At 50.4% G+C, this 26,074-nt stretch carries 22 protein-coding genes; 8 read left to right on the top strand and 14 right to left on the bottom strand.

Annotated elements, in window-relative coordinates:
- The 6 genes from ACFQRK_RS07015 to ACFQRK_RS06990 form a co-directional block, all read right to left on the bottom strand.
- Nucleotides 1-363: a DUF4260 domain-containing protein gene (locus ACFQRK_RS07015; RefSeq protein WP_379005001.1), complete on the bottom strand. Its 363-nt coding sequence runs from the start codon at nt 361-363 to the stop codon at nt 1-3.
- 172 nt (nt 364-535) lie between these two features.
- On the bottom strand, nt 536-2,086 hold the full coding sequence (locus ACFQRK_RS07010; protein WP_379004999.1) for a RagB/SusD family nutrient uptake outer membrane protein: 1,551 nt from the start codon (nt 2,084-2,086) through the stop codon (nt 536-538).
- Between the two features lie 11 nt (nt 2,087-2,097).
- Nucleotides 2,098-5,340, bottom strand: a complete 3,243-nt coding sequence (locus ACFQRK_RS07005; protein ID WP_379004997.1) for a SusC/RagA family TonB-linked outer membrane protein — start codon at nt 5,338-5,340, stop codon at nt 2,098-2,100.
- Nucleotides 5,341-5,597: 257 nt separating this feature from the next.
- Nucleotides 5,598-6,770, bottom strand: a complete 1,173-nt coding sequence (locus ACFQRK_RS07000; RefSeq protein WP_379004995.1) for a FecR family protein — start codon at nt 6,768-6,770, stop codon at nt 5,598-5,600.
- 97 nt (nt 6,771-6,867) lie between these two features.
- Entirely contained in the window at nt 6,868-7,455 is a 588-nt protein-coding gene (locus ACFQRK_RS06995) for an RNA polymerase sigma factor (RefSeq protein WP_379004993.1), read from the bottom strand.
- A 145-nt stretch (nt 7,456-7,600) separates the two neighbouring features.
- Complete coding sequence (locus tag ACFQRK_RS06990; RefSeq protein ID WP_379004991.1) at nt 7,601-9,130, bottom strand: NAD(P)H-hydrate dehydratase; 1,530 nt, start codon at nt 9,128-9,130, stop codon at nt 7,601-7,603.
- A 120-nt stretch (nt 9,131-9,250) separates the two neighbouring features.
- Here ACFQRK_RS06990 and ACFQRK_RS06985 point away from each other — a divergent pair, with 120 nt between their 5' ends.
- On the top strand, nt 9,251-9,571 hold the full coding sequence (locus ACFQRK_RS06985; RefSeq protein WP_379004989.1) for an iron-sulfur cluster assembly protein: 321 nt from the start codon (nt 9,251-9,253) through the stop codon (nt 9,569-9,571).
- Between the two features lie 10 nt (nt 9,572-9,581).
- Here ACFQRK_RS06985 and ACFQRK_RS06980 read toward each other — a convergent pair whose 3' ends face one another.
- Together ACFQRK_RS06980 and ACFQRK_RS06975 are read right to left on the bottom strand one after the other, a co-directional pair.
- On the bottom strand, nt 9,582-10,823 hold the full coding sequence (locus tag ACFQRK_RS06980; RefSeq protein WP_379004987.1) for a cation:proton antiporter: 1,242 nt from the start codon (nt 10,821-10,823) through the stop codon (nt 9,582-9,584).
- Between the two features lie 22 nt (nt 10,824-10,845).
- The gene (locus ACFQRK_RS06975) at nt 10,846-11,322 is read right to left on the bottom strand and encodes a cation:proton antiporter regulatory subunit (RefSeq protein WP_379004985.1); all 477 of its coding nucleotides are present in this window, start codon (nt 11,320-11,322) and stop codon (nt 10,846-10,848) included.
- Nucleotides 11,323-11,576: 254 nt separating this feature from the next.
- Between ACFQRK_RS06975 and ACFQRK_RS06970 the strand changes: the two genes are divergently transcribed.
- Complete coding sequence (locus ACFQRK_RS06970; protein WP_379004983.1) at nt 11,577-11,861, top strand: hypothetical protein; 285 nt, start codon at nt 11,577-11,579, stop codon at nt 11,859-11,861.
- Here the strand turns inward: ACFQRK_RS06970 and ACFQRK_RS06965 are convergent.
- Nucleotides 11,808-12,440 carry a TetR family transcriptional regulator gene (locus tag ACFQRK_RS06965; protein ID WP_379004981.1) on the bottom strand — a complete coding sequence of 211 codons (633 nt, stop codon included), beginning with the start codon at nt 12,438-12,440 and terminating at the stop codon, nt 11,808-11,810. The genes ACFQRK_RS06970 and ACFQRK_RS06965 overlap by 54 nt on opposite strands.
- Nucleotides 12,441-12,797: 357 nt before the next feature.
- Between ACFQRK_RS06965 and ACFQRK_RS06960 the strand changes: the two genes are divergently transcribed.
- From ACFQRK_RS06960 to ACFQRK_RS06935, 6 genes are all read left to right on the top strand, one after another.
- Entirely contained in the window at nt 12,798-16,079 is a 3,282-nt protein-coding gene (locus ACFQRK_RS06960) for a SusC/RagA family TonB-linked outer membrane protein (RefSeq protein ID WP_379004979.1), read from the top strand.
- A gap of 19 nt (nt 16,080-16,098) precedes the next feature.
- Entirely contained in the window at nt 16,099-17,889 is a 1,791-nt protein-coding gene (locus tag ACFQRK_RS06955) for a RagB/SusD family nutrient uptake outer membrane protein (protein WP_379004977.1), read from the top strand.
- Nucleotides 17,890-17,993: 104 nt separating this feature from the next.
- Entirely contained in the window at nt 17,994-18,851 is an 858-nt protein-coding gene (locus ACFQRK_RS06950; RefSeq protein ID WP_379004975.1) for a metallophosphoesterase family protein, read from the top strand.
- On the top strand, nt 18,851-19,759 hold the full coding sequence (locus tag ACFQRK_RS06945) for an endonuclease/exonuclease/phosphatase family protein (RefSeq protein ID WP_379004974.1): 909 nt from the start codon (nt 18,851-18,853) through the stop codon (nt 19,757-19,759). The genes ACFQRK_RS06950 and ACFQRK_RS06945 overlap by 1 nt, the downstream gene beginning before the upstream one ends.
- Nucleotides 19,752-20,699, top strand: a complete 948-nt coding sequence (locus ACFQRK_RS06940) for an endonuclease/exonuclease/phosphatase family protein (protein WP_379004972.1) — start codon at nt 19,752-19,754, stop codon at nt 20,697-20,699. The genes ACFQRK_RS06945 and ACFQRK_RS06940 overlap by 8 nt, the downstream gene beginning before the upstream one ends.
- 81 nt (nt 20,700-20,780) lie before the next feature.
- Nucleotides 20,781-20,957 carry a DUF6496 domain-containing protein gene (locus ACFQRK_RS06935; protein ID WP_379004970.1) on the top strand — a complete coding sequence of 59 codons (177 nt, stop codon included), beginning with the start codon at nt 20,781-20,783 and terminating at the stop codon, nt 20,955-20,957.
- Between the two features lie 12 nt (nt 20,958-20,969).
- Here the strand turns inward: ACFQRK_RS06935 and ACFQRK_RS06930 are convergent, their stop codons facing one another.
- The 5 genes from ACFQRK_RS06930 to ACFQRK_RS06910 all read right to left on the bottom strand — a co-directional run bounded on the left by ACFQRK_RS06930 (nt 20,970) and on the right by ACFQRK_RS06910 (nt 25,961).
- Complete coding sequence (locus ACFQRK_RS06930; RefSeq protein ID WP_379004968.1) at nt 20,970-22,808, bottom strand: carbon starvation protein A; 1,839 nt, start codon at nt 22,806-22,808, stop codon at nt 20,970-20,972.
- 202 nt (nt 22,809-23,010) lie between these two features.
- Nucleotides 23,011-24,267 (bottom strand): RNA polymerase sigma factor, encoded by a 1,257-nt coding sequence (locus ACFQRK_RS06925; protein ID WP_379004966.1) that lies wholly within the window; start codon nt 24,265-24,267, stop codon nt 23,011-23,013.
- 14 nt (nt 24,268-24,281) lie between these two features.
- The gene (locus ACFQRK_RS06920; protein ID WP_379004964.1) at nt 24,282-24,617 is read right to left on the bottom strand and encodes a YciI family protein; all 336 of its coding nucleotides are present in this window, start codon (nt 24,615-24,617) and stop codon (nt 24,282-24,284) included.
- 11 nt (nt 24,618-24,628) lie between these two features.
- Complete coding sequence (locus tag ACFQRK_RS06915; protein WP_379004963.1) at nt 24,629-25,102, bottom strand: carboxymuconolactone decarboxylase family protein; 474 nt, start codon at nt 25,100-25,102, stop codon at nt 24,629-24,631.
- Nucleotides 25,103-25,181: 79 nt separating this feature from the next.
- A complete protein-coding gene (locus tag ACFQRK_RS06910; RefSeq protein WP_379004961.1) occupies nt 25,182-25,961 on the bottom strand; it encodes an MBL fold metallo-hydrolase in 780 nt (259 codons plus the stop codon).
- Nucleotides 25,962-26,074: the final 113 nt, after the last annotated feature.

Genomic DNA, 26,074 nt, shown 5'->3' with positions numbered 1-26,074 from the left:
TTAATTTTTGGTTGTTTTACCAATCTTTCCCAAATGTGTATCCTGAAAGCCCGTCATATATTTGAGCCCATAGCCCAGCATCCGATCCATGGCGATGTGTCCGAGCAAGATTATTCCCGTCAGTAGCACGGTTTGCTGCGCGTTGAACCATCCGATCCCGATTGCCAATACCGCAACTCCTTGATGATGGAAGAGGTTATAAAGAATGGCGCCCCACTTGTTGTTGACGGCATAACCTACCATGCTGACGTCAGGAAGCAATAAAAGGGCGAAGAATAGCCACCATACGTAACCAAAGGAGAGGGTCGCCACGTAGCATGCAGCGAAAACAGCCGCGTATTCGAGTTTAAGCAGGAGTTTCATTAGAAAAGTAATTTGCGCTGTAAGGGGCCTCTGGAACCTGAGGGTTCATCAGAAACCGTTGTTGAAAGCAAGTATACAACTAATAGAAGACAACCACAACCTGTGCTTAACTAAATAGAAAGCCGCCGCATAACCTATGCGGCGGCTCCCCCAGGGGAAAGGATAAGGGATATTAGTACCCGGGGTTCTGTTCAAGATTGGGATTAACCGCCAATTGCTGGCTGGGTATGGGATAAACCAAAGTGTGGGGCCCCGGATCGGCGGGTTTTTCCTGCCAGGGCTCCAGGAACTTACCAAACCGGATTAAATCCTGTCTTCTCCAACCTTCCCAATACAACTCGCGTCCGCGTTCGTCTATTAATTCGTCCAACGTGAGTGCCGAGAGTGCAGCTACACCCCGATTGGCACGAATGCCATTCACCAACGCCAATGCCTGGTCGGATGTACCTGTTCCTCCGCGCAATATCGCTTCTGCTTTCATCAGCAGGACATCCGCATAACGGAATACCACCCAATCATTATTGCGCTGACCCGAGGGTACGCTGTAGTCGAAAGCGTATTTCAGAACCCGGATGCCGGCTGTTTCCAACGTGTTGCCCGAAGTCCGGATGGTCACCTCTCGCGTAAACGAGAGCGGCTGACTTGAGGGGTTTCTGGCCATTAGCGGCTGGTCGTTGCTAAGATTGTATTGCTGGCCAATGAAAAAGCCAACGTTCCGGCGTTTACCGGGATTAGCCATCGTGTCAGCCGGATATTCGTAATAAATGCCCAATCGCTCATCTTCTTCGTCGAATAAGTCGTAAAAATCCGATAGAGTGCACCAGCCATTCCATCCCCCCGGCGTCATGTTGTAATGCGCGATCGTATTCCACGTACGGTCTACGCCTCCGCCCCTTACGCCAAACTCGTTGTATAACGTAAAGATGTTTTCGGTGGAAGCCGTGTGGTTATTGGGAGCGAAATTGTCGAAATATTTGCCCGGGGCTGAAATGGTATATCGGCCGCTGGCCGTTATCTGGTCGGCGAGCGTTATTACGTGGTTCATATCGGCCGGGTCGAACGTCGGATTTTGCCGATCGAGGAACACCCCTCTATTGAGGTATAGTTTCATGAGCAAAACCTTGGCCGCATTTTGGTTGGCCACGTAAGCAGCACCGCTGTTGGGCAGGTCATTCATGATTTCGTTGAGCTCGCTGATGATGAAATCGATGGCTTCGGTGGCCTGCAAGGTAATCGGAGGAATCCGGAAGTCGTCCAGGTCTTCCCGGTACGGAACAACTCCCCATAGGTTCAATACATCATAGACGGTGAGCGCCCTGATAAAGCGCGCTTCTGCGGCCTGCTGTGGGGTAGGGTTGTTTCGTAGTACGTTGGAAGCTTGGAACTGGGCGGTTAACAAGTTGTTGAAGGTGTTGTTCATGTAGGAGTTGTCGGCATTCCATGTGTGTTGATGAATTGCGCGATGGATGCCGTTGTCGTCCCAATCGCCACCGCGGGTGGGAGCCATGGCGGCATCCGTGGAGATTTCTTCCAATACCCACCGTTGCTCTTGTTGATAGGGAGTATTCAGCGCCGTATAGGCTCCGATCAACAAATCAGCGGCATTTACGTTCGCGACCCCTTGCTCGAGTTCACTCCTGAGTTGTTCGTCCAAGTCGGTGCAGGATAGAGAAACCCCGGTGACTAAGAGAAGAACCATGCGATATAATTTGAAAGTGTTCATAATTCCAGTGTTTAGAGTGAGAAATTTAGGCCCAAAAGAAACGTTCTGGCGGGCGGATACGGAATGTATTCGATGCCGAGAGAAGGAATGTCGTTGGTCGCGCCGTCTGTATTCACTTCGGGATCAAAACCACTATATCCCGTAAAAACAAACAGGTTTTGGCCGGTAAGGGATACATTTAGATTCCGGATTGCCCTTCCGATATTGCCAATGCTATAGCTTAGCGTAAGGTTGGAAAGCTTTAGGAAATCCCCCTTTTCCAGGTAGCGCGTAGAGGGAGCCGCCGAGTTGGAAGTAGATTCACCTATCCCCGTGTCGAATACTTTCTCGGCAATATTCCGGTTGGATAAATTATTGACACCCAATACCGTAGCCATGGTATTATTGAACAGGTAATGACCGAAAGCTCCATGCATATTGACATTGAGGGTCAGTTTTTTGTACGAGACATCGGTAGAGATCCCCAATAAGTAATTTGGGTTGGGACTGTTTACGTAAAACTTGTTCAGTGCCGGATCCACCGAAGTACCCACCGTTCCGTCAAGCCCCCGGTACATGCTGGTGCCCGTTTCGGGATCGATCCCCTCAAAGATGGCCAGGTACCAGACATTGAGCGGCTGACCGCTTACCATCCGCTGGCCCAGCACGCCGGAGAAGCCCTGACCCCGTAAGGCGGCAGTTTCGTAGTATCCCAGCAGGCCACTTACGTTATTCCGAAGGTACGTCGCGTTGGCGGCCAGGTTCCAATTCCAGTTATCGTTCTGGACGATGCTGCCCGATAGGGCCAGTTCGATGCCCTCGTTGATGATCTCACCATCGAGATTTACCCAGATACGTCCGTTGGGGGCCGGTTGGGCCAGGGTTTGCTCGAACAGTGCATCCGTGGTGACTTTTCGGAAGTAGTCGATGGATCCGGAAAGCCGACTTTGGAACAACCCGAAGTCAATGCCCGCGTTGATCGTCGATGAGCTCTCCCATTTCAGGTCGGGGTTTCCGAAGTTGGCCTGCGATATGCTCTGCGCACTGAACACATACCGATCTTTTGAGGCTCCTGACGGAAATTCCTGGTTCCCGGTCTTTCCCCAGCCCACACGTAACTTGAGATTATCGAGGGTCCCGTTATCCCGGAGAAACGATTCGTTTGAAAGGTTCCAGGCAAATGCCAGAGAGGGGAAATTCGCGTATTTGTTGTTCTCGCCGAATTTTGTCGATCCATCCCTCCGGATCGTACCGGTGAACAGGTACCGGTCGTCAAAGTTAAGTGCCGCTCTTGCAAAAAAGGACTGCAGCTCATTTGTCGGCATTCGATAGGAATCGATCGACCGGTTACTTGCAATGGAATAATCCAGGTAATCATAGTAATCAAGTCCGCCTAAATCGGAAAAGCCGCTCCCGCTTTGTGAATTCCACCGATGATCGAAACTCAGGTATTCGTAGCCGACCACGGCGTTGAGGTTTAAGGACGTTGCGATTTCCCTATTGAAAGACAGGGTGTGTGTCAGCTGGTGATTGGTTTCGATGTCGTTGCCGATGAATGCAGCCCCGTTGTTTACGTTGCTTGGATTAATCATGCCGGCAATGAACCGGCCGGTTCGCCGCCCCGTTTGACGCGTAAGGCTATACATCAGTCTGTATTCCAGATCGTCGGTAATTTTATACGACGGCGAAACACTGGTGAGGATGGTGTTGACCACTGCTCGGTCTTTGTATGCGGCTAGCGAGGTAAGCGGATTGATGAGTGTTGGGGATTGGTAAGCCAGCGCTCCGCTTTCGTCTCTCAACGGTAGGGTAGGGTTCCATTGCAGTGCTTGCGAGATAATATTTCCTTCAAATCCTACACCAACGTCGATGGGCGCGATGTTTTCATCGGTTTGGGTGGCCAATATATTGACATCCAATCCTAGCTTTTTGCTTTCCAGGAATTTGAAATTGCTGCTCAGGTTGGTGGTGTATTTCCGTAAACGGGACGTTTCAACGATGCCATTCTGGTCAAGGTACCCGGCGGAGATCCGGTACTTGGCCGACTCGTTGCCTCCGGAAACGTCCAATGCATAATTTTGGGTAGCTGCCATGCGTGTGATGGCGTCAAACGCATTTACCGACCCCCCGAAGTCCCCTGAGTTGTCGTCCGGCGTGTAAAAGGCTACCGCTTGCCGAAACCTCTCCGCATCAAGTACTTCAGGCTTATTCAGTAGGCTGGAGAAGCCCGAAGAGGCCATCACATTTAAGGTCGGCTCGCCTGATTGGCCGCGTTTGGTCGTAATGATGACCACTCCGTTGGCGCCACGCGAACCATAAATCGCAGTCGCGGAAGCATCCTTCAAAATATCCATACTCGCTATGTCGTTGGGATTGAGATAAGCGAGCGGGTTTCCGGCGTCAGAGCCGTAGCCGCTGCTACCGCCGGGACGGGCGGACGTGCCGGATAGCGGAATACCATCCACGACGAACAAAGGATTATTTCCGGCGCGGATGGATGAGTTGCCCCGGATGCGGACGGTTGTTGAACCGCCCGGCTGACCGGTGTTATTGATGACCATCACACCCGCTGTCCGGCCTTGGACCAGCTGATCGGGAGCCACGATGACCCCCTTGTTGAAATCCTTTGCCTGTACGGATGCTACCGAGCCCGTAAGGTCCTTTTTTTGCGTGGTGCCATAACCGACCACCACAACTTCTTCCAGGCTGGCTAAATCTTCTTGTAGGGTGACTTCCAATAGGCGGTTTGCTTGAGCGGTAACTTCTTGGCGTACATAGCCTATGTACGTAAATTCCAATACTGCCGGAATTTTGCTAACCGTTAGTGAAAACTGGCCATCGTCATTGGTCACCGTCGCATTGGTCGTTCCCTTTTCAGTGACGCTGACACCGGCAAGCGGTTCGTTATCAGCGGTCGTGACCTTTCCGGCAAGGACTTGTTGCGCCGGTTTCTTTGGCGGGGCGTTGAGCGGGCCGGGAGGCTTCCTGTCTACGATGATGATGGTTTTGTTGTCTACTAGGTAGGCTACGGGTTGATCGATAAAAATCTCCTGCAAGACCTTGTCAAGGGGTTTATTGGTAACCTGTATGGTTACCGGTTGGGACCTTTGTAGGTGTGCGGTTTTGATAATGAAATCCACATTGCTTTGCCTGCGGATCTCACGTAGTACCTTTTGCAGCGGAGCGTTTTGCTCCGAGAGCGTTATCGGCTGAGCAAGTGCGGCAGCGGATACCTGCAGACAAGCGGCAAGGACGACAAGTGCTGTCAACTTCATGAGTACAATGAAATTTAAAACGAATGATGGGCATGCGACACGCATGCATCCATTTCTGCAAAGATTAAAAAGCATATCTTTGTGAACTTTGGGTGAATAATTGATTTGATATCAGCAAGAATCGGGTTCATGATTTCCCCCATCTAATAGCCGGGGATGCTGGCGGGCATTCCCGGTTTCTTAACTTGCGGTCGATTACGTGTATCCCTGATTTTTCATAATGTGTGTGTTTTTAGTTAATAATCGGTTTTATAGCGCTAATTTGGGGGCGAAAGAAACAGGACACCGTCTGTTATCCGGAAAGTCAAGCCCCCTGACAGTTCCAATATGTGCAACACTTCGGACAGGTTTTTGTTGCGGGAAATCTGCGCGTTGAATCGGTCCTCCGGCAGTTGTCCTTGATAAACCACTTTGACATCATACCACCTGGCCACTTTACGCATGATGTTTTCAAGCGTTTCGTTGGCAAAAATGAAATCGCCGTTTTTCCAGTCGACTACGGTTTCGGCGTCGACATTGGCCACGTTCAACCCGGTTATGCCGACTTGGGACTGTTGACCGGGTTTTAACAGCGTGGATCGGCTGGCGGTTACGATTCGCACAACGCCTTCCAGCAGCGTGGTATTCATCGTGCTTTCATCCGGGTAGGTATTTACATTGAAGTGTGTACCCAGGACCTCTACGGTTTGGCCCCGGCTTCTTACCTTGAAGGGTACTTTTGATGAACGGGATCCGTCTGCAGTTGATGGGGTTTCCGTTACTTCGAAATACGCTTCTCCTTCAAGCTCCACAACCCGTTCGTTCGCGTCAAACCGCGATGGATACGTTAGTGAGGAGGCGGAGTTAAGCCAGACCTTTGTGCCATCGGGCAAGGCGATCTGGTAGGTTCCCCCTTTGGGCGTTGTTAGGAAATTCTTCTTACTATGTCCTTCGTTTTCCGTTTCCCATTTCTCGGGTTCAACTACCGCAGAGCCGTCCGAATAGGTGATCGCATCGCCCACAATGATCCCGCTTTGCTCCGCATTCAGTTCGATTGTTCGGCCATCCGCCAAGGTGAGGGTGGCACGGTTGCCACCGGGACCGACGTCCTGTTGGGTAACCCTTGGGGCCGCCTCCCGCTGTTGAAAATACGAGTACGTTACAACTACGGCGATTAACCAGGTTGCCGCTGCCATGGAGAAGCCTATCCATCTCCGGCGTTTGCGCTTTAAGCGGTCGCCCAGGTCCAGCTTCTCGAAAACTCGGGTTAATGTACTATTTTCGGCGGGGGCATCCGGAGTATCCTGCATATGCGCTTCAATAAGCTGCTCAATATATGCCCTGTTGTGGCCAGATTGAAGCATGCGTACCACTTGCGCCGCTTCTTCCTCCGTACACGCATTTCGGACATACTTGTCGAACAGCTTTCGGATGTCTGGATTGTCGTTCATCGCTGGTTTGCCTATTACAATAGTATATACGGCTGATGGAAAGTTTTCCTCTGCTCGGTATTGAATTTTTTTTATTTTTTGTCGGCTTACGGCACAGCTAGCACAGGCAAAGCATACATACAAGCAGGCAAACTTGTTCCGATAGGTAAAAGGATCTGATTGACTTGGTGGCTTTTACGATGTGATCGCTGATGGTAGAGGTAGAAATTCCGAGAATGCGGCTGACGTCTTCGTAGCTTTTGCCTTGAATTTTGCACAGCACGTATACATGTCTGCGTTGAGGAGGAAGCCGTCGGATACCTTTGGCGATAATGGCATGGGCTTCTTTGAATGCGATCTCGTGATCGATATGTCGGTAAGATGCACTCGATGTTTCAATCAAATAGGCTTCGAGATTCCGACGTTTGACCTGCAGGTGGAGAAAGTCGTAAACGAGGTGCTTGGCGATGGTGAAGAGGTAGGATTTAAAAGACTTGGTTGCATCGATGGTCTTACGTCTTTCCCAGACGCGCTGAAACAATTCCTGTAAAATTTCTTCGGCGGCTTCCGTAGATTTTACCATCCGTAAGATGTTGCCATAAAGTCGTTTGCTGTAGAAAAAGTATAATTTTTCAAAGGCTTTTCTATCTCCCTTTTGCAGCGAGATTAATAGCCCAGATTCATCGAACTGATCGTTAAGCTCCATGTCAGTCATCCATTTTGAGACATCCATCTATCTCTTGGAAGCATCGGGTTACTCCACTGTGTGTTGTTAACTAGTTCATGCAGCAAATTCCCGGAGTGCCGATGCCAATAATTGGTAAATCAAAGCTACGGATAAAAATGATAGTTCACAATGTATTTGTGACGATTTTACTCCGTGATAGACGATGCGAATCCAGCAAGTATCCCAGGGTCGTAGGTATGGCTTCGATAAGTCGTCCGGCCGGAATGACGGACATCTTTTCTTCGGCGGCCAACCGGTCGCCGGCAGCTCCGTGTAAGTAGCAGGCCAGCATCGCAGCGTCGGGGGGTGGATATCCCTGCGCAAGAAAGCCCGTCAACATACCGGTCAGCACATCGCCCATGCCGCCGCTTGCCATAGCCGGATTGCCCGTGGGATTAATTAACAGGGTGCCATCGGGCAGGGCGATAAATGTATACTGATTTTTCAGTAGGATAATCAGTTGAAGAGCCCTTGCCTGTTCCCTGGCGGTCTGCACACGATCCCACCAACGGCTGTGTGACCCAAATAAGCGGTCAAACTCTTTCATGTGGGGAGTTAGGATGCTTAGCTTTGGCAGCTTATCCATCAAGCCCTTGTTTTGTGAAAGAAAGGTAAGGGCATCCGCGTCAACAACCAGGGGCTTATCGGTATGGGTTACACAATCTTCCAACAAGGATAGGCGCTGACCTAAGCCGGGACCGATACCGATGGTATCAAACCTGTCCCACATCGCCGGTAATTCATCCTGTGCGCAATACATTACCTCTGGCAGACGGGTGTTTAATGCGTTGAGACCCGTTGCGGGTATGCAGGCGGACGTAAGCCCGGCACCGCTGTAGAGACAAGCGCCGCACGCCAGCAGCGCTGCACCGAAGGTTTGGGTATCGCCGGCGATGATGAGCGCATGGCCATAGGTTCCTTTATGACTAAAGGGTTCTCTGTGGCGGTAACGTTGCAACACATCGGATGCCTCGATCAGTTTAAACTCGCTGGGCAGGTTTTCAATGAATGCCTCATCCAGTCCAATATCCACCGCTTGAAAGTGTCCAACCGCTTTGGCAGATTCGGGGAAGAAAAAACTGAGTTTTGGCCGCTGAAAAGAGATGACGTAATGTGCCCGCACGGAATATTCCGAAGGGGATAGAATGCCGTCTGCACGGAGGCCGGTGGGTATGTCGACGGCGACCACCGGCTTGTCGGCCTGGTTTATATGTTTCGCCATCCGCAGCCAATCTCCTTGCAGCGGTTTGTTCAATCCCGATCCCAATAGGGCATCGATGACCACATGTTGGTGGATGGCAGGAAACTCGTCTCCGGGGAAGAACTCGGTGATGGGGACCGGGGTTTTGTACAGACGAGCGGCATTGGCCGCAAAATCATCACTTTCGTCGGCGCCAAACCGTGCAACCCATACCGCTACGGCGCCATAACTTCGCTCCTGCAACATCCGTGCGATGGCCAGTCCATCGCCCCCGTTATTACCGGTTCCGCAGCATACCAACACGTCCGTTTTTTTGTCCGGATAAAGTTGCGTGAAAACCCCAACAAAAGCCCGTGATGCATTTTCCATCAGATCGATGGACGCGATGGGAGCGGTTTCGATCGTATGTTTGTCGGCTTCTCGTGTTTGCGACGCAGTGATGACGGTTTTCATGCCAGTGTTTTCGTTTAACGCTGATTAAAGATACGATCTTATGCGTACAATGTCAACATCGTGGGCAGTTATCAGAAAATACCGTACCTTTGTGGCTAGCATCAGCGAAGGAGGTTTCTCATGATTGTCAGCGATTCATTACATCTTGCACCTGCGATTACCGAAGTGCTGGAAACGGTGTTTGACCCGGAAATACCGGTTAACATTGTCGAGTTGGGATTAGTGTATGAAGTGATTACGAAAGCAGATGGTACGGCGAAGGTAGTGATGACGCTTACCGCACCGGGATGCCCGGTGGCCGGCGACATTATCGACGAAGTACAGCGGAAAGTGGGAGCGGTGGAAGGTGTGAAGCAGGCCCTGGTGGAACTTACTTTTGACCCGCCATGGGATAAAAGTATGATGAGTGACGTTGCACGGCTGGAACTCGGGTTTATGTAGCCGGAACCGTTTATTTGCCAGTCCGTTTTTCCAGATCAGCCAGCGTTTTTACGGGTTTCTTGTCGACTTTGTCCTTTCCGAAAATTGCATTCCAGATGTTGCGTGATTCTTTCGTAAGGAGCGGTGCCGCAATGGATAAAATCAATACATAAACCACAACAAACGATTGAATTACGGGAAGTAGTTTGCCCGCCTTGCCAATGTTCGCCATGATGATGGAAAATTCTCCTCTGGCGGCCAGTGTGAAGCCGATGTCGACTGAATTTCGCTTTTTCAGGCCCGAAAAGCGAGACGCAAAATAGCCGGAAGCCACATTGCATACGATCGTTACCAGTGCCGCAATGGAGGCCCACATCACCGCGCCGGTCAGCGACATCGGGTCGATGGAAAGTCCGAAGCTAAAGAAAAACATGGCACCGAAAAAGTCTTTGAACGGGAGCACCATCTGCTCGATGCGTTTGATGTATTGGGAATCGGCGAATACCAATCCCGCCATCAGCGCGCCAATGGCTTCAGCAACATGGATGGTTTCCGAGAAACCGGCAACGATAAACAGGAGGGCAAATATGACGAGTATGAACAGTTCGGAGGTTTTTTCTTGGAGCAAACGATCAATGGCCGGAACCAGTTTCCGGCCCAAAATGAGAAAGGCCAGGATGAACCCTAAAGCGAGCAAGGAGGTACCGGCCACCGTCCAAAATGAGCTGCTACCGGTTAAGATCAGGCCGGATAAGAACGAAATATGCATGGCGATAAATAGGTCGTCAAACATGATCATTCCCATAATCACCTCGGTCTCGGGATTTGCGGTGCGTTTCAGGTCAGTCAATACTTTGGCGACGATGGCTGTCGATGAGCTGGTCATCATGCCACAGAGAACCATCGTCTCTTTAAAGGGTAATCCCATCAGCCACCCGATTAATAACCCGGAACAGAAATTAAGAATCACATAAAATGTGCCTCCCGTAACGATGGATTTCCCTGATTTGATCAACCTGCCCACCGAAAATTCCAAACCCAGATAGAATAGGAGGAACAGGACGCCAAGCCGCCCCATGAAATCGATAAAGGGTTTGCTCTCGGTGAAAGTAAGATCAATGTTTCCGAATTGAGGAGCATGCTGGCCCAGCACCATCCCGATAAGGATAAAAAACGGAATCACCGAAAAGCGTAGCCTGTTGGATATCAGGCCAACGAGTGCCACCAGCCCCACGGCAATTCCTATTTCCAATATCAGGGTGTGTGACTGCATACGCGTGGGGTTTATTCGGTGACTACAGGATTTCTTTTAACAGCTTGATGTGGCTCCGTTTGCCGGCTACTACCAACGTGGTGTCGGCCGAAATAACATAGTCAGGACCCGGATTGATGATGCTATCGCCTTCTTTTATAGCGGCGATGATGGATGCACCCGTCCGTTTGCGTACTTCCAGATCGCCAATGGATTTTCCGATGCTGGGTGCGCCACTTTCGACTTTATACCATTCGATAATCAAGTCGTCCAACGCTACTTCGATGGTTTCCAGTGCTTTGGGTTTATAGGACAAACCGCCGATGATGCCTGCAACCTGCCTGGATTCTTCATCAGACAATGTCATGACGCACCTGGACTCACTTTCTTCCTGGTCGTATCGGTATAACTCCCGCCGACCATCGTCATGAATCACCACCACCATGTGGTCACCGGCTTCGGTTTCGATTTGATATTTTTTGCCAATACCAATCAGATCCGATTCTCTTACAATTGACATAATAGTGTCTCCCTAAATTTAAAGTTCCACAAAGATACGACTTTATTGGCAGACAATTCCTCCGAAAGCAAAAGTGATGCGTCATGGCTGCGTACTTATAAAGGTACACAACGGGTACGGAACACGTGCATATACCGTGCGGATGCCAGCGCTTACGAGGGTTTCGTGTTCGCTTGTCGAGCGGCTGAAGATAAGGGGAGCCATCTGAAAAAGTTTCGGTATTTTAGACGGCGATCTTATAAAAAAGAAAAGTAATGACGGATGCAACGATTACCATCATCGGTTGGCTAGGGTTTATCTTCTGTACTACGGCCTATCTGATGCTTAACTTTAAAGTATTGCGTTTTGACGGTGCATGCTACCAGGTATTGAATGTCATCGGCGGATTAGGTTTGGTGATCAGCGCATTTTACTTTAACGATACGCCTAATCTCGCAGCAAACGGTCTATGGGTGCTTATCGGGTTGTTTGGTGTCTTTCGCTATTCAAAGCGTCTGTCCCGTTCGCGAAAAGGCAGTCGCGTTATGGATGCCCAATAGTCGATAAGCTTCTATTTTGTAGTCGATTATTTTTTTATCGAATGTTTTGGTATCGGTTGATAACGTGAGGTAAAAGTATGCGCCGTCCACCAAGGCAAATATCAGATCGGCTGTGAGTCTCGGATTACGAACGTCTATCAGCTGTGCTGTGCGGCAACGCTCGATGAGCGCGGCCAGTCGCTCCCGCAAGGAATCGGTTAGATTTTTATACATGTTTTTTATTTTTTTCTCGCGGAATGTCAGGGCATAGCAACTGTAGAATAGACCGTCGTCAAACAATTTATTCCACTTTTTTGAAAAAAGATCATCCACTACGGTTAATAACGCTTCTTGCAGGGGGATACGGCTGTCTTTTCCAATTGTGTAGATCAGTAAGTATTTTTCGAGTATGTAATCGATAAGGGCGTAGGTAAGTTCTTCCTTGGTTTGGAAATAATGGATGATTAAGCTGGGATTGATGTCCATTACCTTGGCGATCTTGGCGATCGATGTATTTTCCAGTCCTTCTTTTTTGGCGACTTTATAAAAAACCTTGACGATTTCAAGCTGACGTGCTTCTTTTAAACTCTTTCTCCCCATGGACGTATGTTTATAACGACACGAAAATAGGAAATTTTGATGTTATTAAATTTTTGTATTTTTATTAATTGTATGTTCATTCAAAATATTTCACCAAAAAAAATCACACAATCGTTTGACTAACGTTAATCAAACGGTTGTGTGATTTTTCTGCTTGTACATTAAATTAAAAGCCTTTATTATTGTTTTAGTAACATAACTAATCCATAGCAGCTCTTTCGGGCCGGTTTAGACGGAAATCTAAATCGATTAATGAATAAATAACAATTCGGTTAACTCTACTTCATAGGATAGAAATACCTTTGTTTATTGACTAAATGTTCAATTAATATATTAATGAAACCTTAAAATTAAATTATGAAAGGACAGCGACAACAACAAAGTAGAACCTTGCCATGGACTACGCTGGGTTGGGTAGGTATCCTGTTAGCGATCCTACCGTTCGGGCCTCTCCATGCGATTGCCCAGAGCCGTATGGTTGGGAAGGTAACCGACCAATCAGGTCAAGTATTGGTTGGCGCAAGCGTGGTGGTACAGGGCACCTCATTGGGTACGGCTACCGACGATGGAGGCAGGTATGCACTGGATGGCCTTGAAAGTGGGCAAGTACTGGTATTTCGCATGGTCGGATACCGGACCCAGGAAGTTACGTTTACCGGCCAATCCGAATTGGATGTGGTGCTGGAAACGGATGCCGGCAATCTGGACGAAGTGATTGTGGTGGGGTACGGCACGCAAAAAAAGGTGAATGTCACAGGCGCTATAGATCAGATATCGGGCAAGCAGCTGGAGTCGAGACCCGTAACTAATATCATGCAGGGTTTACAAGGGGTAAGCCCAGGATTAAATATCACGTATGGAAATGGCAGTCCGGGTGGGATACCGAACATCAATATTCGGGGAACCACTTCCATAAACGGTGGTGCGCCGTTGATTGTCATCGACGGCATCCCGGTTTCCGATACATGGGATATGATCCGGTTGAGCCCGAACGACATCGCTTCTTATACGGTGTTGCGCGATGCGGCGTCGGCCGCGATTTATGGTGCACGGGCGGCTTACGGCGTGATTGTGATTACCACGAAGCAAGGAAGCCAGGGCAATCAAAACATCAGTTATAACCTAACCACGGCTTTTGGACGCCCCACGGAATTGCCTGACCCGGTGACCGACCCCTATATTTTCTCGCGTGTACTGGAAACTTCAACGCTTAATACGCCGTGGAACGGACCAAGCTATGTGCAGTTCAGCGATGAATATTATCAATGGGCGAAAGAGCGATCGGAAAACCCGTCATTGCCCGATGTCCGGGTTAGTCCGACGGATCCCAACCGGTGGGAGTATATGGGCAACAACAACTGGTATGATTATTTTTTTGAAAAGGCAACGGTTTCTCAAATTCATAGCTTAGCGCTTTCGGGTGGAGCAGCGATTAACAACAAACCTATTTCGTATTACCTTTCTGCCGATTACACCAAGGATAACGGACTAAACAAGCTTGCGGATGACTATTGGCAACGAAAGGGAATCCGCGGGCGACTTTCGTTTTCACCGTTGGATTGGCTAAAGCTGGACAACAATATGAATGTTTATCAAACAGATATCGCGCAGCCGTATGCGCGCATCACCGATTTATATTATCTCCAACCTACTAATGTCGTCAAAAACCCCGATGGTACATGGGCAAATAATGCGGCGGGCCGATTGGCTGCCCAATTGGTCGACGGCGGGAAGCGGAATGAACAGATGTTTGGTTTCCAGAATATTTTCAACGCGGTTGGTACTTTTTTGAACGGCGATTTGACGGTAACGGGCGATGCGAGCTTCAAGCGGGAATATTGGCGGTATCCGCAACATTCAAAAAAATATAAAATCGGCTATGGGCCTACTGATATTCGCGAGGAAGGAGGCAATGGATTTGTTTATGACCGGCGTGGCGAGATCCAGAATAATGTTTTCAATCTGTATGGGAACTATAATAAACAGTTTGGTGTTCATGGGTTTAGTCTCACGGCTGGCTACAATCAGGAAGATTATGTATGGGCGACTACCATTGCCTCACGGGATCAACTGATTTCTTCCACGCTGCCTTACCTCGAATTAACGACAGGTGAGGCGCGCCTCAATGCCGAATACAGCTCCTACGCTACCCGGAGTTTTTTCGGACGATTTAATTATACGCTCAATGATCGTTACATACTTGAAGCCACGGGGCGGTACGATGGCTCTTCACGTTTCCCGTCAACCAACCGGTGGGGATTTTTTCCTTCCGTGTCAGGAGCATGGATTGTCAGTAACGAGCCATTCTTTGAACACGTGAAGCCGGCATTTTCAAATTGGAAGCTCCGTGCTTCGTATGGTAGTTTAGGCAATCAGGCGGTGGGCGATTTTTCATATATCCAGACGATGGGTACAGCGCTTTCGGGGTACCTCATCGATGGGGCGCAGCGGCAGGTGATTACCGGCGCACCTTCACTCACCATTGATCCGCTTAACTATACCTGGGAAAACGTGGCGACCTTGAATTTCGGTACTGATATCGGCCTGTTGCGCGACCGTATTTTCGCGGGCTTCGATTACTTTATCCGCGAAACCACGGGAATGTTAACGGCCGGCGAACAACTGCCATCGGTGCTGGGTACCGCTGTTCCCCGCCAGAATGCTGCGGACCTGCGGACCAAAGGTTGGGAACTTTCGCTTACCTACCGCGATAATTACGTTGTCGCTTCCAAACCCTTCGGATTGGAGGCCAAGTTAGTGCTTTCCGATTCGCGGGCACATATCACTAAGTTTAAGAATGACCAACGACTGCTATCCACGTATTTCGAGGGTTATGAATTCGGAACCTTGTACGGCTTAGTTGGCGACGGCTTCTTTATATCCCAGGAAGAAATCGATCAATTGGACCAAACTGCCATCATCCCGTGGGGGGCACTTGATATTGTACCTGGATGGCCGAAGTTCAAAGATCTGGATGGTGATGGCAAAATTGAACTTGGACAGACCGCAGACGACATGAAAGACCGGACCATCATTGGGAATACTGCCGATCGGTACAGAATCGGACTCAATCTCAATATGGATTGGAACGGTTTCGACGCATCGATATTCATGCAAGGAGTGCTGAAACGCGACTTTTACCCGCAGCACTATTTGTTCTGGGGGCCCTATCAACAGCCGTATGCCAACGTCTATCCCTGGCATCTGGATCACTATCGGGCCACGGATGATACACCCGAACAAATGGCCAAACATTCGGCGGCCTACATTGCGGCGGGACTGGCAAATGCCAACCTTGACGCCTCGTACCCAGTACTGCAGTCTTGGCTGGCAGACTACAATTATGTGGATGGAAGCGGTAGCCGGGCGGGGCTGGCCATACCGAATACCCGTTACCTGCTCAACGGAGCCTATCTGCGCATTAAAAATATCACATTAGGTTATTCACTTCCGCAATCGGTCATCCAACGATGGGGGATGGGACGCCTACGGTTTTTTATCACCGCTGAAAATATTTTCGAGTTTTCCGAAGTAAAGAAATTTGTAGATCCGGAATCCATCAACAATAGTACCGACAACAGCGCTTGGGCGTATCCTTTCCAGCGCAGGCTTGCGTTCGGATTGAATGTAGGGTTTTAAATCGTTAATGAATTACATCATGAAAAAATATCAGTTGTTGTTTTTGACCGGCCTATTGACCACGGCAGTTTCCTGCAAAAAAGAATTTCTGGACCGCTACCCGCAAACATCGGTCACACCCGAGGTATTTTTCAATACGGAGGAAGATTTAGCACTTTATATAAATGGCCTGTTGAGTATGTCTAGCCATGGTATGTACCTTGCCGACCAAGGTACGGACAACCTCGCCACCACTGCCGCCATCGAGGTGAAAAATATGATGACAGGTTCGCCGTCGTCCCAAACCATTTCGGGTGGTTGGGCGTGGGGACGTCTCCGCACCATCAACTATTTCCTCGAAAATTACCAGCGGGCTAACGTGACGACCGAGACGGCTAACCACTATGCCGGATTGGCCCGTTATTACCGCGCGAGATTCTATCACGATATGGTAAAGCGCTTCTCTGATGTACCTTGGTATTCGGGAACACTCAACCCCGGTGATGAAGCGCTCTACAAGGCGCAGGATCCGCGGGTTTTGGTGATGGATAGCGTGATGGCCGATCTCGATTTCGCCCTTGCAAATGTACGCGACGACGTTCCAAGCGGAACACCCGGCAAATGGGCGGTGGCCGTAATGAATGCTAAAATCGCACTGTACGAAGGTACGTACCGTAAATACCATCCCGAGTTGGCGTTGGAAAGCACGGCGGAAGGCTTTCTGGAAAGGGCGGTGGCGACAGCTGAACGTATAATGGCCGCAGGGAAATTCCGCATCCACAGCACGGGTAATCCCGCTTCGGATTATGCGGCACTATTTGGCCGTCAAGACCTAACGGGTATCAGTGAGGTGATTTTGGTAAACAGCTACGACCAGACCAAAAATAGAAGTGGAAACCAAAATACGGGGGTATTTGGTAACTATGAGCAATCGCCGTCGCGTGATCTGTTACAAACCTATTTGATGTCGGATGGCACGCGTTTTACGGACTTAGCGGGATTTCAAACGTTCGGTTTTGTGAAAGAGTTCGAACAGCGTGATCCCCGGTTAGCTCAAACGTTTGCTTATCCCGGATGGCAACGGGAACAAGACGCTGCGCCTTACGTACAGTTTTTGGCCAGGAATTTCACCGGATACCATCAATTGAAGGGATACGTCAACAGTACCGACCAAGTCCTGCTGAATAGTTCGGACGTGCCCGTGCACCGCTATGCCGAGGTGCTCCTCATATTAGCCGAAGCGAAAGCGGAATTGGGTATCCTTACGCAGGGTGATCTGGACAATACCGTCAATTTATTGCGGGATCGCGTCGGTATGCCGCATGTAAACCTGACTGCAGCCAATGCGGATGTGGATCCGGTCATGGCAGCGCGATATCCCAACGTTACGGGTGATAATCGGGGATGCATCTTCGAAATCCGGCGTGAACGACGGGTAGAATTGGCGTTTGAAAATTCGCGATTCGATGATCTGATGCGGTGGCACGCAGGCAAACTGCTGGAAGAAATCCCTGAGGGCATGTACTTTCCCGGTGTGGGCGATTACGATATGACCGGAGACGGCGTGCCCGATATCCGGCTCATTCCGGAGGGACAGACGATACCCAGCGAACGCGAGCAAAACGCGTTAGGCGTCCCATTGGTGTATTACACCATAGGCCCTTTTGGAAGTACTGCCGCCGTTTACCTTCAAAATGGTACCAATGGGGGTGCCGTGGTGACGGATGATCGGGCGCGCACTTTTATCGAGCCTAAGTATTATTACCGGCCGGTGCCAAATACCGAGGTCATACTCAATCCGAATCTGAAACAATTATTTGGATGGGATTAATGTTTAATTTCGCAAACCTGCTGATGAAATTTGCTAGGTCGGCGCCCGGCGCAACGGCAAAGAAATGCAGGTTTCATGAGGCTGTTGCAATAAATGATTTCCAAATGAAAACGAGTGTAGCTTTATTGGTTGTTTTTCTATTAAACAGTTGGATTGCCGTTGCCCAACAGAAATTCTCCTTTGCTTTCCTTACCGATATCCATATGAATGCCAATCCTGCAACCAACAGTGCGCAAGGGTTTAGGCAGGCTATTGAACGAGCTGAGGCGGCCGGTGTGGAATTCATGCTTACCGGTGGAGACAACGTGGATGTGGATGGCATCAAGGCTGATCGGAAAGATGTGGCGCTGCAATTATACCGCGACTACAAAGCCATTACCGAGAAATCCACATTGCCGTGTTACTTTACGATAGGTAACCACGACCGTTATTGGGCAGAGGGAGCCGATAGTGAGTTAAGCAACAGCGGACTTTTTGAGTCTTTCTTTGGCGACGCCTATTATGCGTTTGAGCACAAAGGATGGCTCTTCGTCGTGCTCAATTCGGTACAGGTCTGCAACGGGAAATATTGCGTGGACGACGAACAAAGGGAATGGCTTGCCGACCTGCTTCAGCGGACACCGGACCATCAACCGATCGTTGTGTCCACGCATGTGCCTTTTCTTTCACTTTATTATCCGGTACTGGAAGGCCGTTATACCGACGCAGATACATTCGTCAACCAAAAGCAGATATTCGATCTGTTCGCTGGGCACAACCTGAAATTGGTGCTTCAGGGCCACCAGCACCTCTATGAAGAAATTAAGGTGAAAGGCGTACAGTTCATTACCGCCGGGGCGGTAAGCGCCAATTGGTGGGGCGGGGCTTTCCACGGCACGGAAGAGGGGTTCCTGAAAGTGGACATCGAAGGGGATGATTTCAGCTGGGAATACATCGATTATGGATGGGCAGTGAAAAAGTAATGAGGGCTTCTATTGTGATCCGACGTTCGTTAACACTGTGGCTGCTTATCGCGTGTCATGGGCTGATGGGCCAGCAGATAAAGGTTATGACGTTTAATATTTGGCACGGGGGAAGGGAGACCGGCGAAACGGAAGGACCGTTGCGTGTAGTGGATGTTATTCGGAATTCGGGTGCGGATATTGTCGCGATGCAGGAGACCTATGGTTCCGGTGAACGCATAGCCGATGAACTGGGCTATTATCTTTACCTTCGGAGTGACAACCTGTCCATCATGAGCCGCTATCCCATTGTTGATACGTTGGAAGCATACAAGCCTTTTAACAGTGGAGCCGTTACCTTGGATGTTGATGGTCAGAAAGTTGTGGTAGCTTGTAATTGGCTTAATTATCCGATCGATTACTGGGAACTGCTTGAGAAAAAGCTGCCGATTGATTCCATGGAGTGGCGGAAGCAATTCCAGGGTGAAAAGAATGCCGGTATCCTGCGCGAGATCCTAAATGTGCTGCGACCTGCCATAGCAAATGCGGAAAATGTACCGGTGATCATTTGCGGTGATTTCAATAGCGGTTCGCATCTGGACTGGGTGGCTGAAACCCGGCACCTCAATGGAGGGTATATTATGCCATTTCCGGCCACGCTGCTGATGGAACAGTTTGGGTTTATCGATTCATTCCGTGAAGTGCACCCCGACCCATTGGCCGTGCGGGGGATCACCTGGAGTCCGGCATTTCCAAATGCGTTCAAGGACCGTATCGATTATATCTTTTACCGCGGGGATATCCTCAAGGCCGTTGATTCGAGAACGATTGTTACGCATCCCGTGCAATACCCGTCGGACCACGCAGCGGTAGTGACTACCTTCGAAATCCAAAAGCGGAATATTGAAAAAGCAACGAGACATGAATAGCACAAAACGAATCATTCAGGCGGTGGGGATTGCCCTCCTCTGCATTGCATGCCAATCGGCCAAACACCGTGGCGGGGCCGATCAAACCAGCTTACGGGTCATGACGTTCAATTTATGGCATGGCGGCGACGCAGTGAAACTCCCCCGCGACACGACAATCAAGTACCAACTGGAGGCCATTCGCCGCGCAAAAGCGGACGTGGTGGGGTTTCAGGAACAGACCACCAACCAAACGGACCATCGATCGCGTGCGAGGGTGCTTGCGGATAGCCTCGGTTGGCAGCATCACCTGATCGATGCGAGCCGGGCAATCATTTCGCGGTATCATCTCGAGCCGCTGGATAGTGCCGGCTCGTCCCAGGCGGTTTGGTTGACACTGCCCCAAGGCCAAAAAGTCGTTTTCGGGGTGATGCATCTGATGTATACCCCCTATGAACCCTATGACATCGCGGATCGGAAGTTGTTAAGTGCCGAGGCGGCCGAAGCTTCTGCGAGGGAAACCCGTTTGCATCAAGTGCAGCACCTGTTGGATGAAATCGCGGCGTATCGGGACTACCCAACGGTGTTGGTGGGCGATTTCAATGAGCCGAGTTGTTTGGACTGGACTGCGGAGGCGATTCGCCAGCGAGGGGATACGTTATTGCCCTTCGCCGTCAATTGGCCTGCAACCGCATGGCTATTGGAACAAGGGTTTAAGGATGCTTATCGGGAAGTGTATCCGCAGGTCAACGAGCGGCCGGGCTATACATGGACATCTGTGGAAGGGCTTTGGCGAAACCCTGAGATCCATGACCGCATTGACCTGATTTATTTCAGCGGCAACAAACTGACGGCAAAAAACGCCTGGATTGTCGGCGAGTCGGCGGAGCTATCGGATATCGTTGTAACCCCCTGGCCCTCGGATCACCGGGCGGTCGTGGCGGAATTGAGCCTTTGGTAAACAATTTTTACTTTGTTTTGTCTTTTCCTGGGGCGGCTATCCAAGACCAACACGGATAGCGGCCGACAAAATAGTCTAGTCATGGCAAAGTATTCAGAAAAAGCCGGAGAAAAGGTCGAGAAATCGGTCAAGGAAATGAAAGAAGGGAAGCTGAAATCCGGTTCAGGCAAAAAGGTTACTTCCCGTAAACAAGCCGTCGCAATCGGGCTTTCCGAAGCTCGGAAAGCCGGTGCGAAAGTGCCGAAAAAGAAAGGATAACCGGAAAACAACTCAGCGAACCAGTTCCTTTACGCGTTCGCCGTAGCTATCCACCTGCTGGGCGGGAACCCCCATGAGCCGGTACCACTTCCGGAATGCGCCAGCAAACACAAACGCCATCAATAGCATGGCTAGCGCAGCCAGGCTAGCCAGTAGGTACTGGCCGTTGGGTAGGTAAATGTCGGTTACCTGTACGTATCCGGCCCAAAAGGTGATAACAGCCATAAATACTCCGGGTATCGCAGATACCAGTGCATATTTCGCGCGATTCAGCCGAATGAGCATTGTCGTACATACGATAAGGCCGCAGGCTGCTAACAGCTGATTGCTGATCCCGAACAATGGCCAGATGCTGCTGACGTTGCCTGTATACACCAGATATCCCCAGCAAAAGGTGAAAATTACGCTGCTGATCAGCATGCCCGGCAACCAATTCTTGTCATTGAATTTTGGAACGACCGTCCCCAGCATTTCTTGCAGAAAGAAACGTCCTACGCGTGTGCCGGCGTCGATGGCGGTCAGAATGAACACAGCCTCAAACATAATCGCAAAATTGTACCAATAGGCCATGACCTCATCCATAAACGGAATGCTGTTAAAGATGTGGGCCATGCCGACGGCGAGGGATACCGCCCCTCCTGTGCGCCCCTGGAGCTCGACACCGATTTTCTCCACAAAATGAGGTAGGTCTACCTGGTGAAGCGCAGGATTGGCTGCGAGGAACCCTTCGTAAGCCTGTGTAGGCGTATTGATGGCGAAGTAGTCGCCCGGCATCAGTGTACAAGCAGCGATCAGGGCCATCAATGCGACAAACCCCTCGACCAGCATGGCGCCATAGCCGACAAACAGAACGTCCCTTTCGTTTCCGAGCATCTTGGGCGTTGTGCCGGTTGCGATGATCGCATGGAAGCCGGAGATTGCGCCGCAGGCAATGACAATGAAAATAAACGGCAATACCGGACCGCCGATTACGGGTCCGCCGCCGGAAACAAACTGCGTGATAGCCGGCATTTCCAGCGTAGGGTGTACGAATATGATGCCGACTGCCAGCATCAGGATGGTGCCGATTTTAAGGTAGGTCGACAAGTAGTCGCGAGGAACCAGCAGCAGCCAAATGGGTAATACCGAAGCCAGGAGGCCATACACAGCAATCGCAATGGAGATCGTTTTGACATCCCAATGGAAGAGGTTGCTGATGGTTTCGTATTGCATCAGGCTATGGCCGCCGATAATTCCGACAATGAGCAGGATTCCGCCTAATATACTGGCAAAGGTAACGCTATTCTGCCGGTATCGCATGATAAGTCCCATGACGATCGCTATGGGCATGGTTACAAGGACGGTGAACAGCGACCACGAGGCTTCGTGCATGGCACTGATGCACGCCAGCGATAGGCCTGCGAGCGTAAGAATCAAAATGAACAGGACGGCCACCCCGGCCACCATACCGGTGGTGGTGCCAATTTCTTTTGACGCAATGGTGGCTAAGCTTTGCCCCTTATGCCGGACGGAAGCGAAGAGAACCACCATATCATGCACACCCCCGCCCAATACACAGCCGATTAGAATCCACAACGCCCCGGGGAGATAACCGAACTGCGCGGCCAGGACGGGACCGACCAACGGGCCTGCAGCGGCAATGGCGGCAAAATGGTGGCCAAACAGCACATTCCGGTTCGTGGCCACGTAGTCTCGCCCGTCGGCAAGCGAAACCGCAGGTGTCAAGTTGTTCCCGTTGAGACGCAATACCCGGTGTGCCACAAAAATGCCGTAAAATCGGTACGCAATGGCTAAGAGTAAAAGGGCCGTAAATACTAAGGTCAGGGCGTTGATTCCGTCTAAAAACTCCATGTATAGATCAATGAATTGGTGTCTTGGCAAATATATCATTTATCGCCAAATCTTTGCGACAAAAGTGCGTGCGACGGCTTGTCAATTTTGTCATTTTTCCATACCTTTGTCTTAGGTTTAGGTTGATAGCCCCTAACCCCATTGGGGCGGAGCCCCGTTTCCTTTCATGGAACGGGGTTCTTTTTTAATCGTTAGTTTTTCTCTAATCTTCCCTTTTCGCTAGCTGGCGGATGCGTTCGCGGATTAACTGCTGCTCAGGTGTTGTCCGTGCGTGTTCGAGGGCACGTTTTAAGCAGGTGATGGCATCCGGTAGATCGGTGTGTTGAAGCAATTCTGCCAAGAGTACCCAATAAAAGTGGTTGGTTTCCAGCCGGAGTTGGCGGGCTTCCGGCAGTGCTTCGGTTGCGCCGCGGGCGCGGTAAAGCGCGTAAGTCCGGTTCAAAGCCGCAGCCGGGCTGTATTGCAGTACCAGCAAGTGGTTGTGCAATTGGAGGATGCTTTCCCATTTATCCGGGCCGTCGCCGGGTAAGCAATGCAGCTGGGCAATCCGGGCCTCCAGATGATATGGGCTTACCACGTTGCCGCTGGCTGAACGTTCAAGGTAATGGATGCCTTGTGCGATCAGGTCGGTATCCCATTTGTTTTCGTCTTGCTGGCCGTAGAGCACTATGCCTCCATCGGCGGTCTGCCGGGCATCGAAACGTGAGGCATGAAAACACATCAACGCCAGCAGCGCCTGGGTTTCGGGGCGGTTCGTAAGTTCATGTTCCGTTAGGAAAACTGCCAGCCGCATCGCTTCCCAACAGAGTTCCCTGCGAATGACTTCGTCCTGCGTGCGCGAATAATATCCTTCATTAAAAAGCAAGTAAATGATGTGTAATACACGGTCGAGCCGATCAGCAACCTCGGCTTCCGAGGGAAGTTCCATGCGAACGCCTTCGGCGCGTAATTTTGCCTTGGCGCGGACGAGCCGCTTGTTGATCGTTTCTTTATTGGTCAGGAAAGCGGAGGCAATTTCGTCAATGCCAAAGCCACACAATACACGGAGCGCAAGCGCAATTTGTGCTTCACCGGCAATCAACGGCGTGCATACCGCAAAAAGCATCTTTAGCTGGCTGTCCCGGATGTATTGGGGTGAAAAATCAATCTCCAGTGAAGGCGTTGCCGACTCCGCCGTCGCGGTGAGGGCAGGTGCGACCTTGTGGGTGTAAATCTTCTCACGCCGGAAATATGCCAATGTCTTTTGTTTCGCTACTGTATACAGCCAAGCGGTTGGATGGGGAGGCAGGCCATGGGTCGACCAGTGTTCGGTTGCGGTCAGAAAGGTATCCGATACGAGGTCTTCGGCTATTTCGACATGCGCCAAACCGTAACGGCTGCTGATGACGGCAACGATCTTCGAAAATTCCTGCTGAAACAATTGTTTCAGCAGGAGTCGAGTGTCAGCGGGTGTCGGCACGGTACAGTGGAGGGTTAGTAAATCGGCCGTATTTCCACGCTTCCGCCGGTTTCCAGCACCGGGCAGCCATGCGCTAGGGTCACCGCGTCATCGTAATCGTCCGCCCGGACCACCATAAACCCGCCCAGGATTTCACGCAGTTCCACAAACGGGCCGTCGGTAACCACTCCGCCGGATTTTAATACCCGTCCATCGTGCGCCAGGCGGATTCCCTGGTTGGCTAATTTCCCCTGAGCGGCAATGCCTCCCGCCCAGTCGGCCCACTTTTTCTCCAACGCTTCCAATGCCTCGGGTAGGGGTTTGTGATAGCTGCCGGTTGGTTGCCTGAATAGGATAACAAACTCTTTCATGTTCTTGGGATTTAATGAGCTATGGCGGCGAATTGCCCGGGGACATACGTTCCAGGTTCTCCCGGAAGCGCTATATTCAGCCGATTATAGCTGTTGATGGCAATGATGCCAATGGTTAAATCGATAAGCTCCGCCTCCGAAAAATGGGCGAGGGCTTCGCTGTAAACTTCATCACTCAGGTGGTTTTCGGCGACGCGCGTAAGTGCTTCGGCATAGCCCAGTGCGGCTTTTTCCCGGGCAGAGTACTGCGGGGCATCGCGCCACGCGGCAATCATGTGCAGCCGCTGTTCGCTTTCACCGGCGGCCCGCAGGTCTTTGGCATGCATATCCAAACAGTACGCACAGCCATTTAGCTGAGAAACGCGGAAGTAAATAAGATGCAGTAAGTTGCTGTCGAGCGATGATTTGGCCAGGTACATCGGAAACCCGCCAAGCGCTTTGATTGCATGTGGTGCTTTTTGCCAGCCATTGATTCGTTGTGTCATTTTTTTGTGTTTTATAGTGAACAAATACACCGACATAATGCTCGGCCGGAAAGAAATAGGACAGCAACGATGATTTTTTTTATCCGGCGGCATCCACTAGCCGATATCCGCCGTTTTCTTTGGGTTCGGGACGTCCGATCGCGATATTGGTGGAATGATACATCAGGAAAATCCAGCCTTCCGCGCTTCCCTGGTCCCAGTATTGCTGGCGTAACGCCATGGAGCGGCGTCCATCGTAATCATATTTAGCAGCAAATTGCCGAAAAAACTGCTCAGGCTCGGGAGCTTCGTCGCCACCGAAAAAGTAATGTTCACCACCCACCCGGATATGAAAAACCTGGTGGTGCGGAGTGTGCCCGCCGGATACTTCGTAGCTGATTTCGGTATTCAATGTACCGTCGCCCTCGACCAGTAACAAATTGCCGCTTCGTTGTAACACATCGAAGACTTCCGTTTGATAGGAATCCGATTTGCCGCTATAGGCGTCTTCCCATTCACCTCGCTGTACGACGTATTCGGCATCGGGGAATGCTAACCGGAAACTGCCGCCATCCTCCGTGACCATTCCGCTAGCGTGATCTTTGTGTAAATGCGATAGCAGAACATACCGGACTTCCCGAGGGTCGAAGCCAGCTTTTCGGATATTGTCATGCAATTGCAAACCTCCCTGTGCATTGGTATGGCCGATACCGGTATCGAGGAGAAGCAGTCCATTTGCCGACTCAATCAGAAAAGGGTGTACATGGATAAACAAAGAACCGGGCCGATCCTTCTTGCTGTCTTTGCTGGCATCAAACGGAATGAATTTTTTGGAGGCGTCTACGGAAAATGAACCTTCGAATAAGGAATGTGCTTGCATGTTTTTATCTTTACCCCTTCGTAGTGCACAAACTTAGATAAATTTGCCTTTTTTGCAAATTATTCATACGTGTATGCTTCTTTGCGGCATTCGTGAGTGATACGAGATTTATC

Source organism: Parapedobacter sp. GCM10030251 (assembly GCF_042666505.1).
Taxonomy (GTDB): Bacteria; Bacteroidota; Bacteroidia; order Sphingobacteriales; family Sphingobacteriaceae; genus Parapedobacter.
This window is presented reverse-complemented; position numbering and strand designations above follow the sequence as displayed.

Excerpts from the sequence above, each read along its gene's own strand:
- ACFQRK_RS07015 (WP_379005001.1), bottom strand. The coding sequence starts at position 363 with ATGAAACTCCTGCTTAAACTCGAATACGCGGCTGTTTTCGCTGCATGC.
- ACFQRK_RS07010 (WP_379004999.1), bottom strand. The coding sequence starts at position 2,086 with ATGAACACTTTCAAATTATATCGCATGGTTCTTCTCTTAGTCACCGGG.
- ACFQRK_RS07005 (WP_379004997.1), bottom strand. The coding sequence starts at position 5,340 with ATGAAGTTGACAGCACTTGTCGTCCTTGCCGCTTGTCTGCAGGTATCC.
- ACFQRK_RS07000 (WP_379004995.1), bottom strand. The coding sequence starts at position 6,770 with ATGAACGACAATCCAGACATCCGAAAGCTGTTCGACAAGTATGTCCGA.
- ACFQRK_RS06995 (WP_379004993.1), bottom strand. The coding sequence starts at position 7,455 with ATGGAGCTTAACGATCAGTTCGATGAATCTGGGCTATTAATCTCGCTG.
- ACFQRK_RS06990 (WP_379004991.1), bottom strand. The coding sequence starts at position 9,130 with ATGAAAACCGTCATCACTGCGTCGCAAACACGAGAAGCCGACAAACAT.
- ACFQRK_RS06985 (WP_379004989.1), top strand. The coding sequence starts at position 9,251 with ATGATTGTCAGCGATTCATTACATCTTGCACCTGCGATTACCGAAGTG.
- ACFQRK_RS06980 (WP_379004987.1), bottom strand. The coding sequence starts at position 10,823 with ATGCAGTCACACACCCTGATATTGGAAATAGGAATTGCCGTGGGGCTG.
- ACFQRK_RS06975 (WP_379004985.1), bottom strand. The coding sequence starts at position 11,322 with ATGTCAATTGTAAGAGAATCGGATCTGATTGGTATTGGCAAAAAATAT.
- ACFQRK_RS06970 (WP_379004983.1), top strand. The coding sequence starts at position 11,577 with ATGACGGATGCAACGATTACCATCATCGGTTGGCTAGGGTTTATCTTC.
- ACFQRK_RS06965 (WP_379004981.1), bottom strand. The coding sequence starts at position 12,440 with ATGGGGAGAAAGAGTTTAAAAGAAGCACGTCAGCTTGAAATCGTCAAG.
- ACFQRK_RS06960 (WP_379004979.1), top strand. The coding sequence starts at position 12,798 with ATGAAAGGACAGCGACAACAACAAAGTAGAACCTTGCCATGGACTACG.
- ACFQRK_RS06955 (WP_379004977.1), top strand. The coding sequence starts at position 16,099 with ATGAAAAAATATCAGTTGTTGTTTTTGACCGGCCTATTGACCACGGCA.
- ACFQRK_RS06950 (WP_379004975.1), top strand. The coding sequence starts at position 17,994 with ATGAAAACGAGTGTAGCTTTATTGGTTGTTTTTCTATTAAACAGTTGG.
- ACFQRK_RS06945 (WP_379004974.1), top strand. The coding sequence starts at position 18,851 with ATGAGGGCTTCTATTGTGATCCGACGTTCGTTAACACTGTGGCTGCTT.
- ACFQRK_RS06940 (WP_379004972.1), top strand. The coding sequence starts at position 19,752 with ATGAATAGCACAAAACGAATCATTCAGGCGGTGGGGATTGCCCTCCTC.
- ACFQRK_RS06935 (WP_379004970.1), top strand. The coding sequence starts at position 20,781 with ATGGCAAAGTATTCAGAAAAAGCCGGAGAAAAGGTCGAGAAATCGGTC.
- ACFQRK_RS06930 (WP_379004968.1), bottom strand. The coding sequence starts at position 22,808 with ATGGAGTTTTTAGACGGAATCAACGCCCTGACCTTAGTATTTACGGCC.
- ACFQRK_RS06920 (WP_379004964.1), bottom strand. The coding sequence starts at position 24,617 with ATGAAAGAGTTTGTTATCCTATTCAGGCAACCAACCGGCAGCTATCAC.
- ACFQRK_RS06915 (WP_379004963.1), bottom strand. The coding sequence starts at position 25,102 with ATGACACAACGAATCAATGGCTGGCAAAAAGCACCACATGCAATCAAA.
- ACFQRK_RS06910 (WP_379004961.1), bottom strand. The coding sequence starts at position 25,961 with ATGCAAGCACATTCCTTATTCGAAGGTTCATTTTCCGTAGACGCCTCC.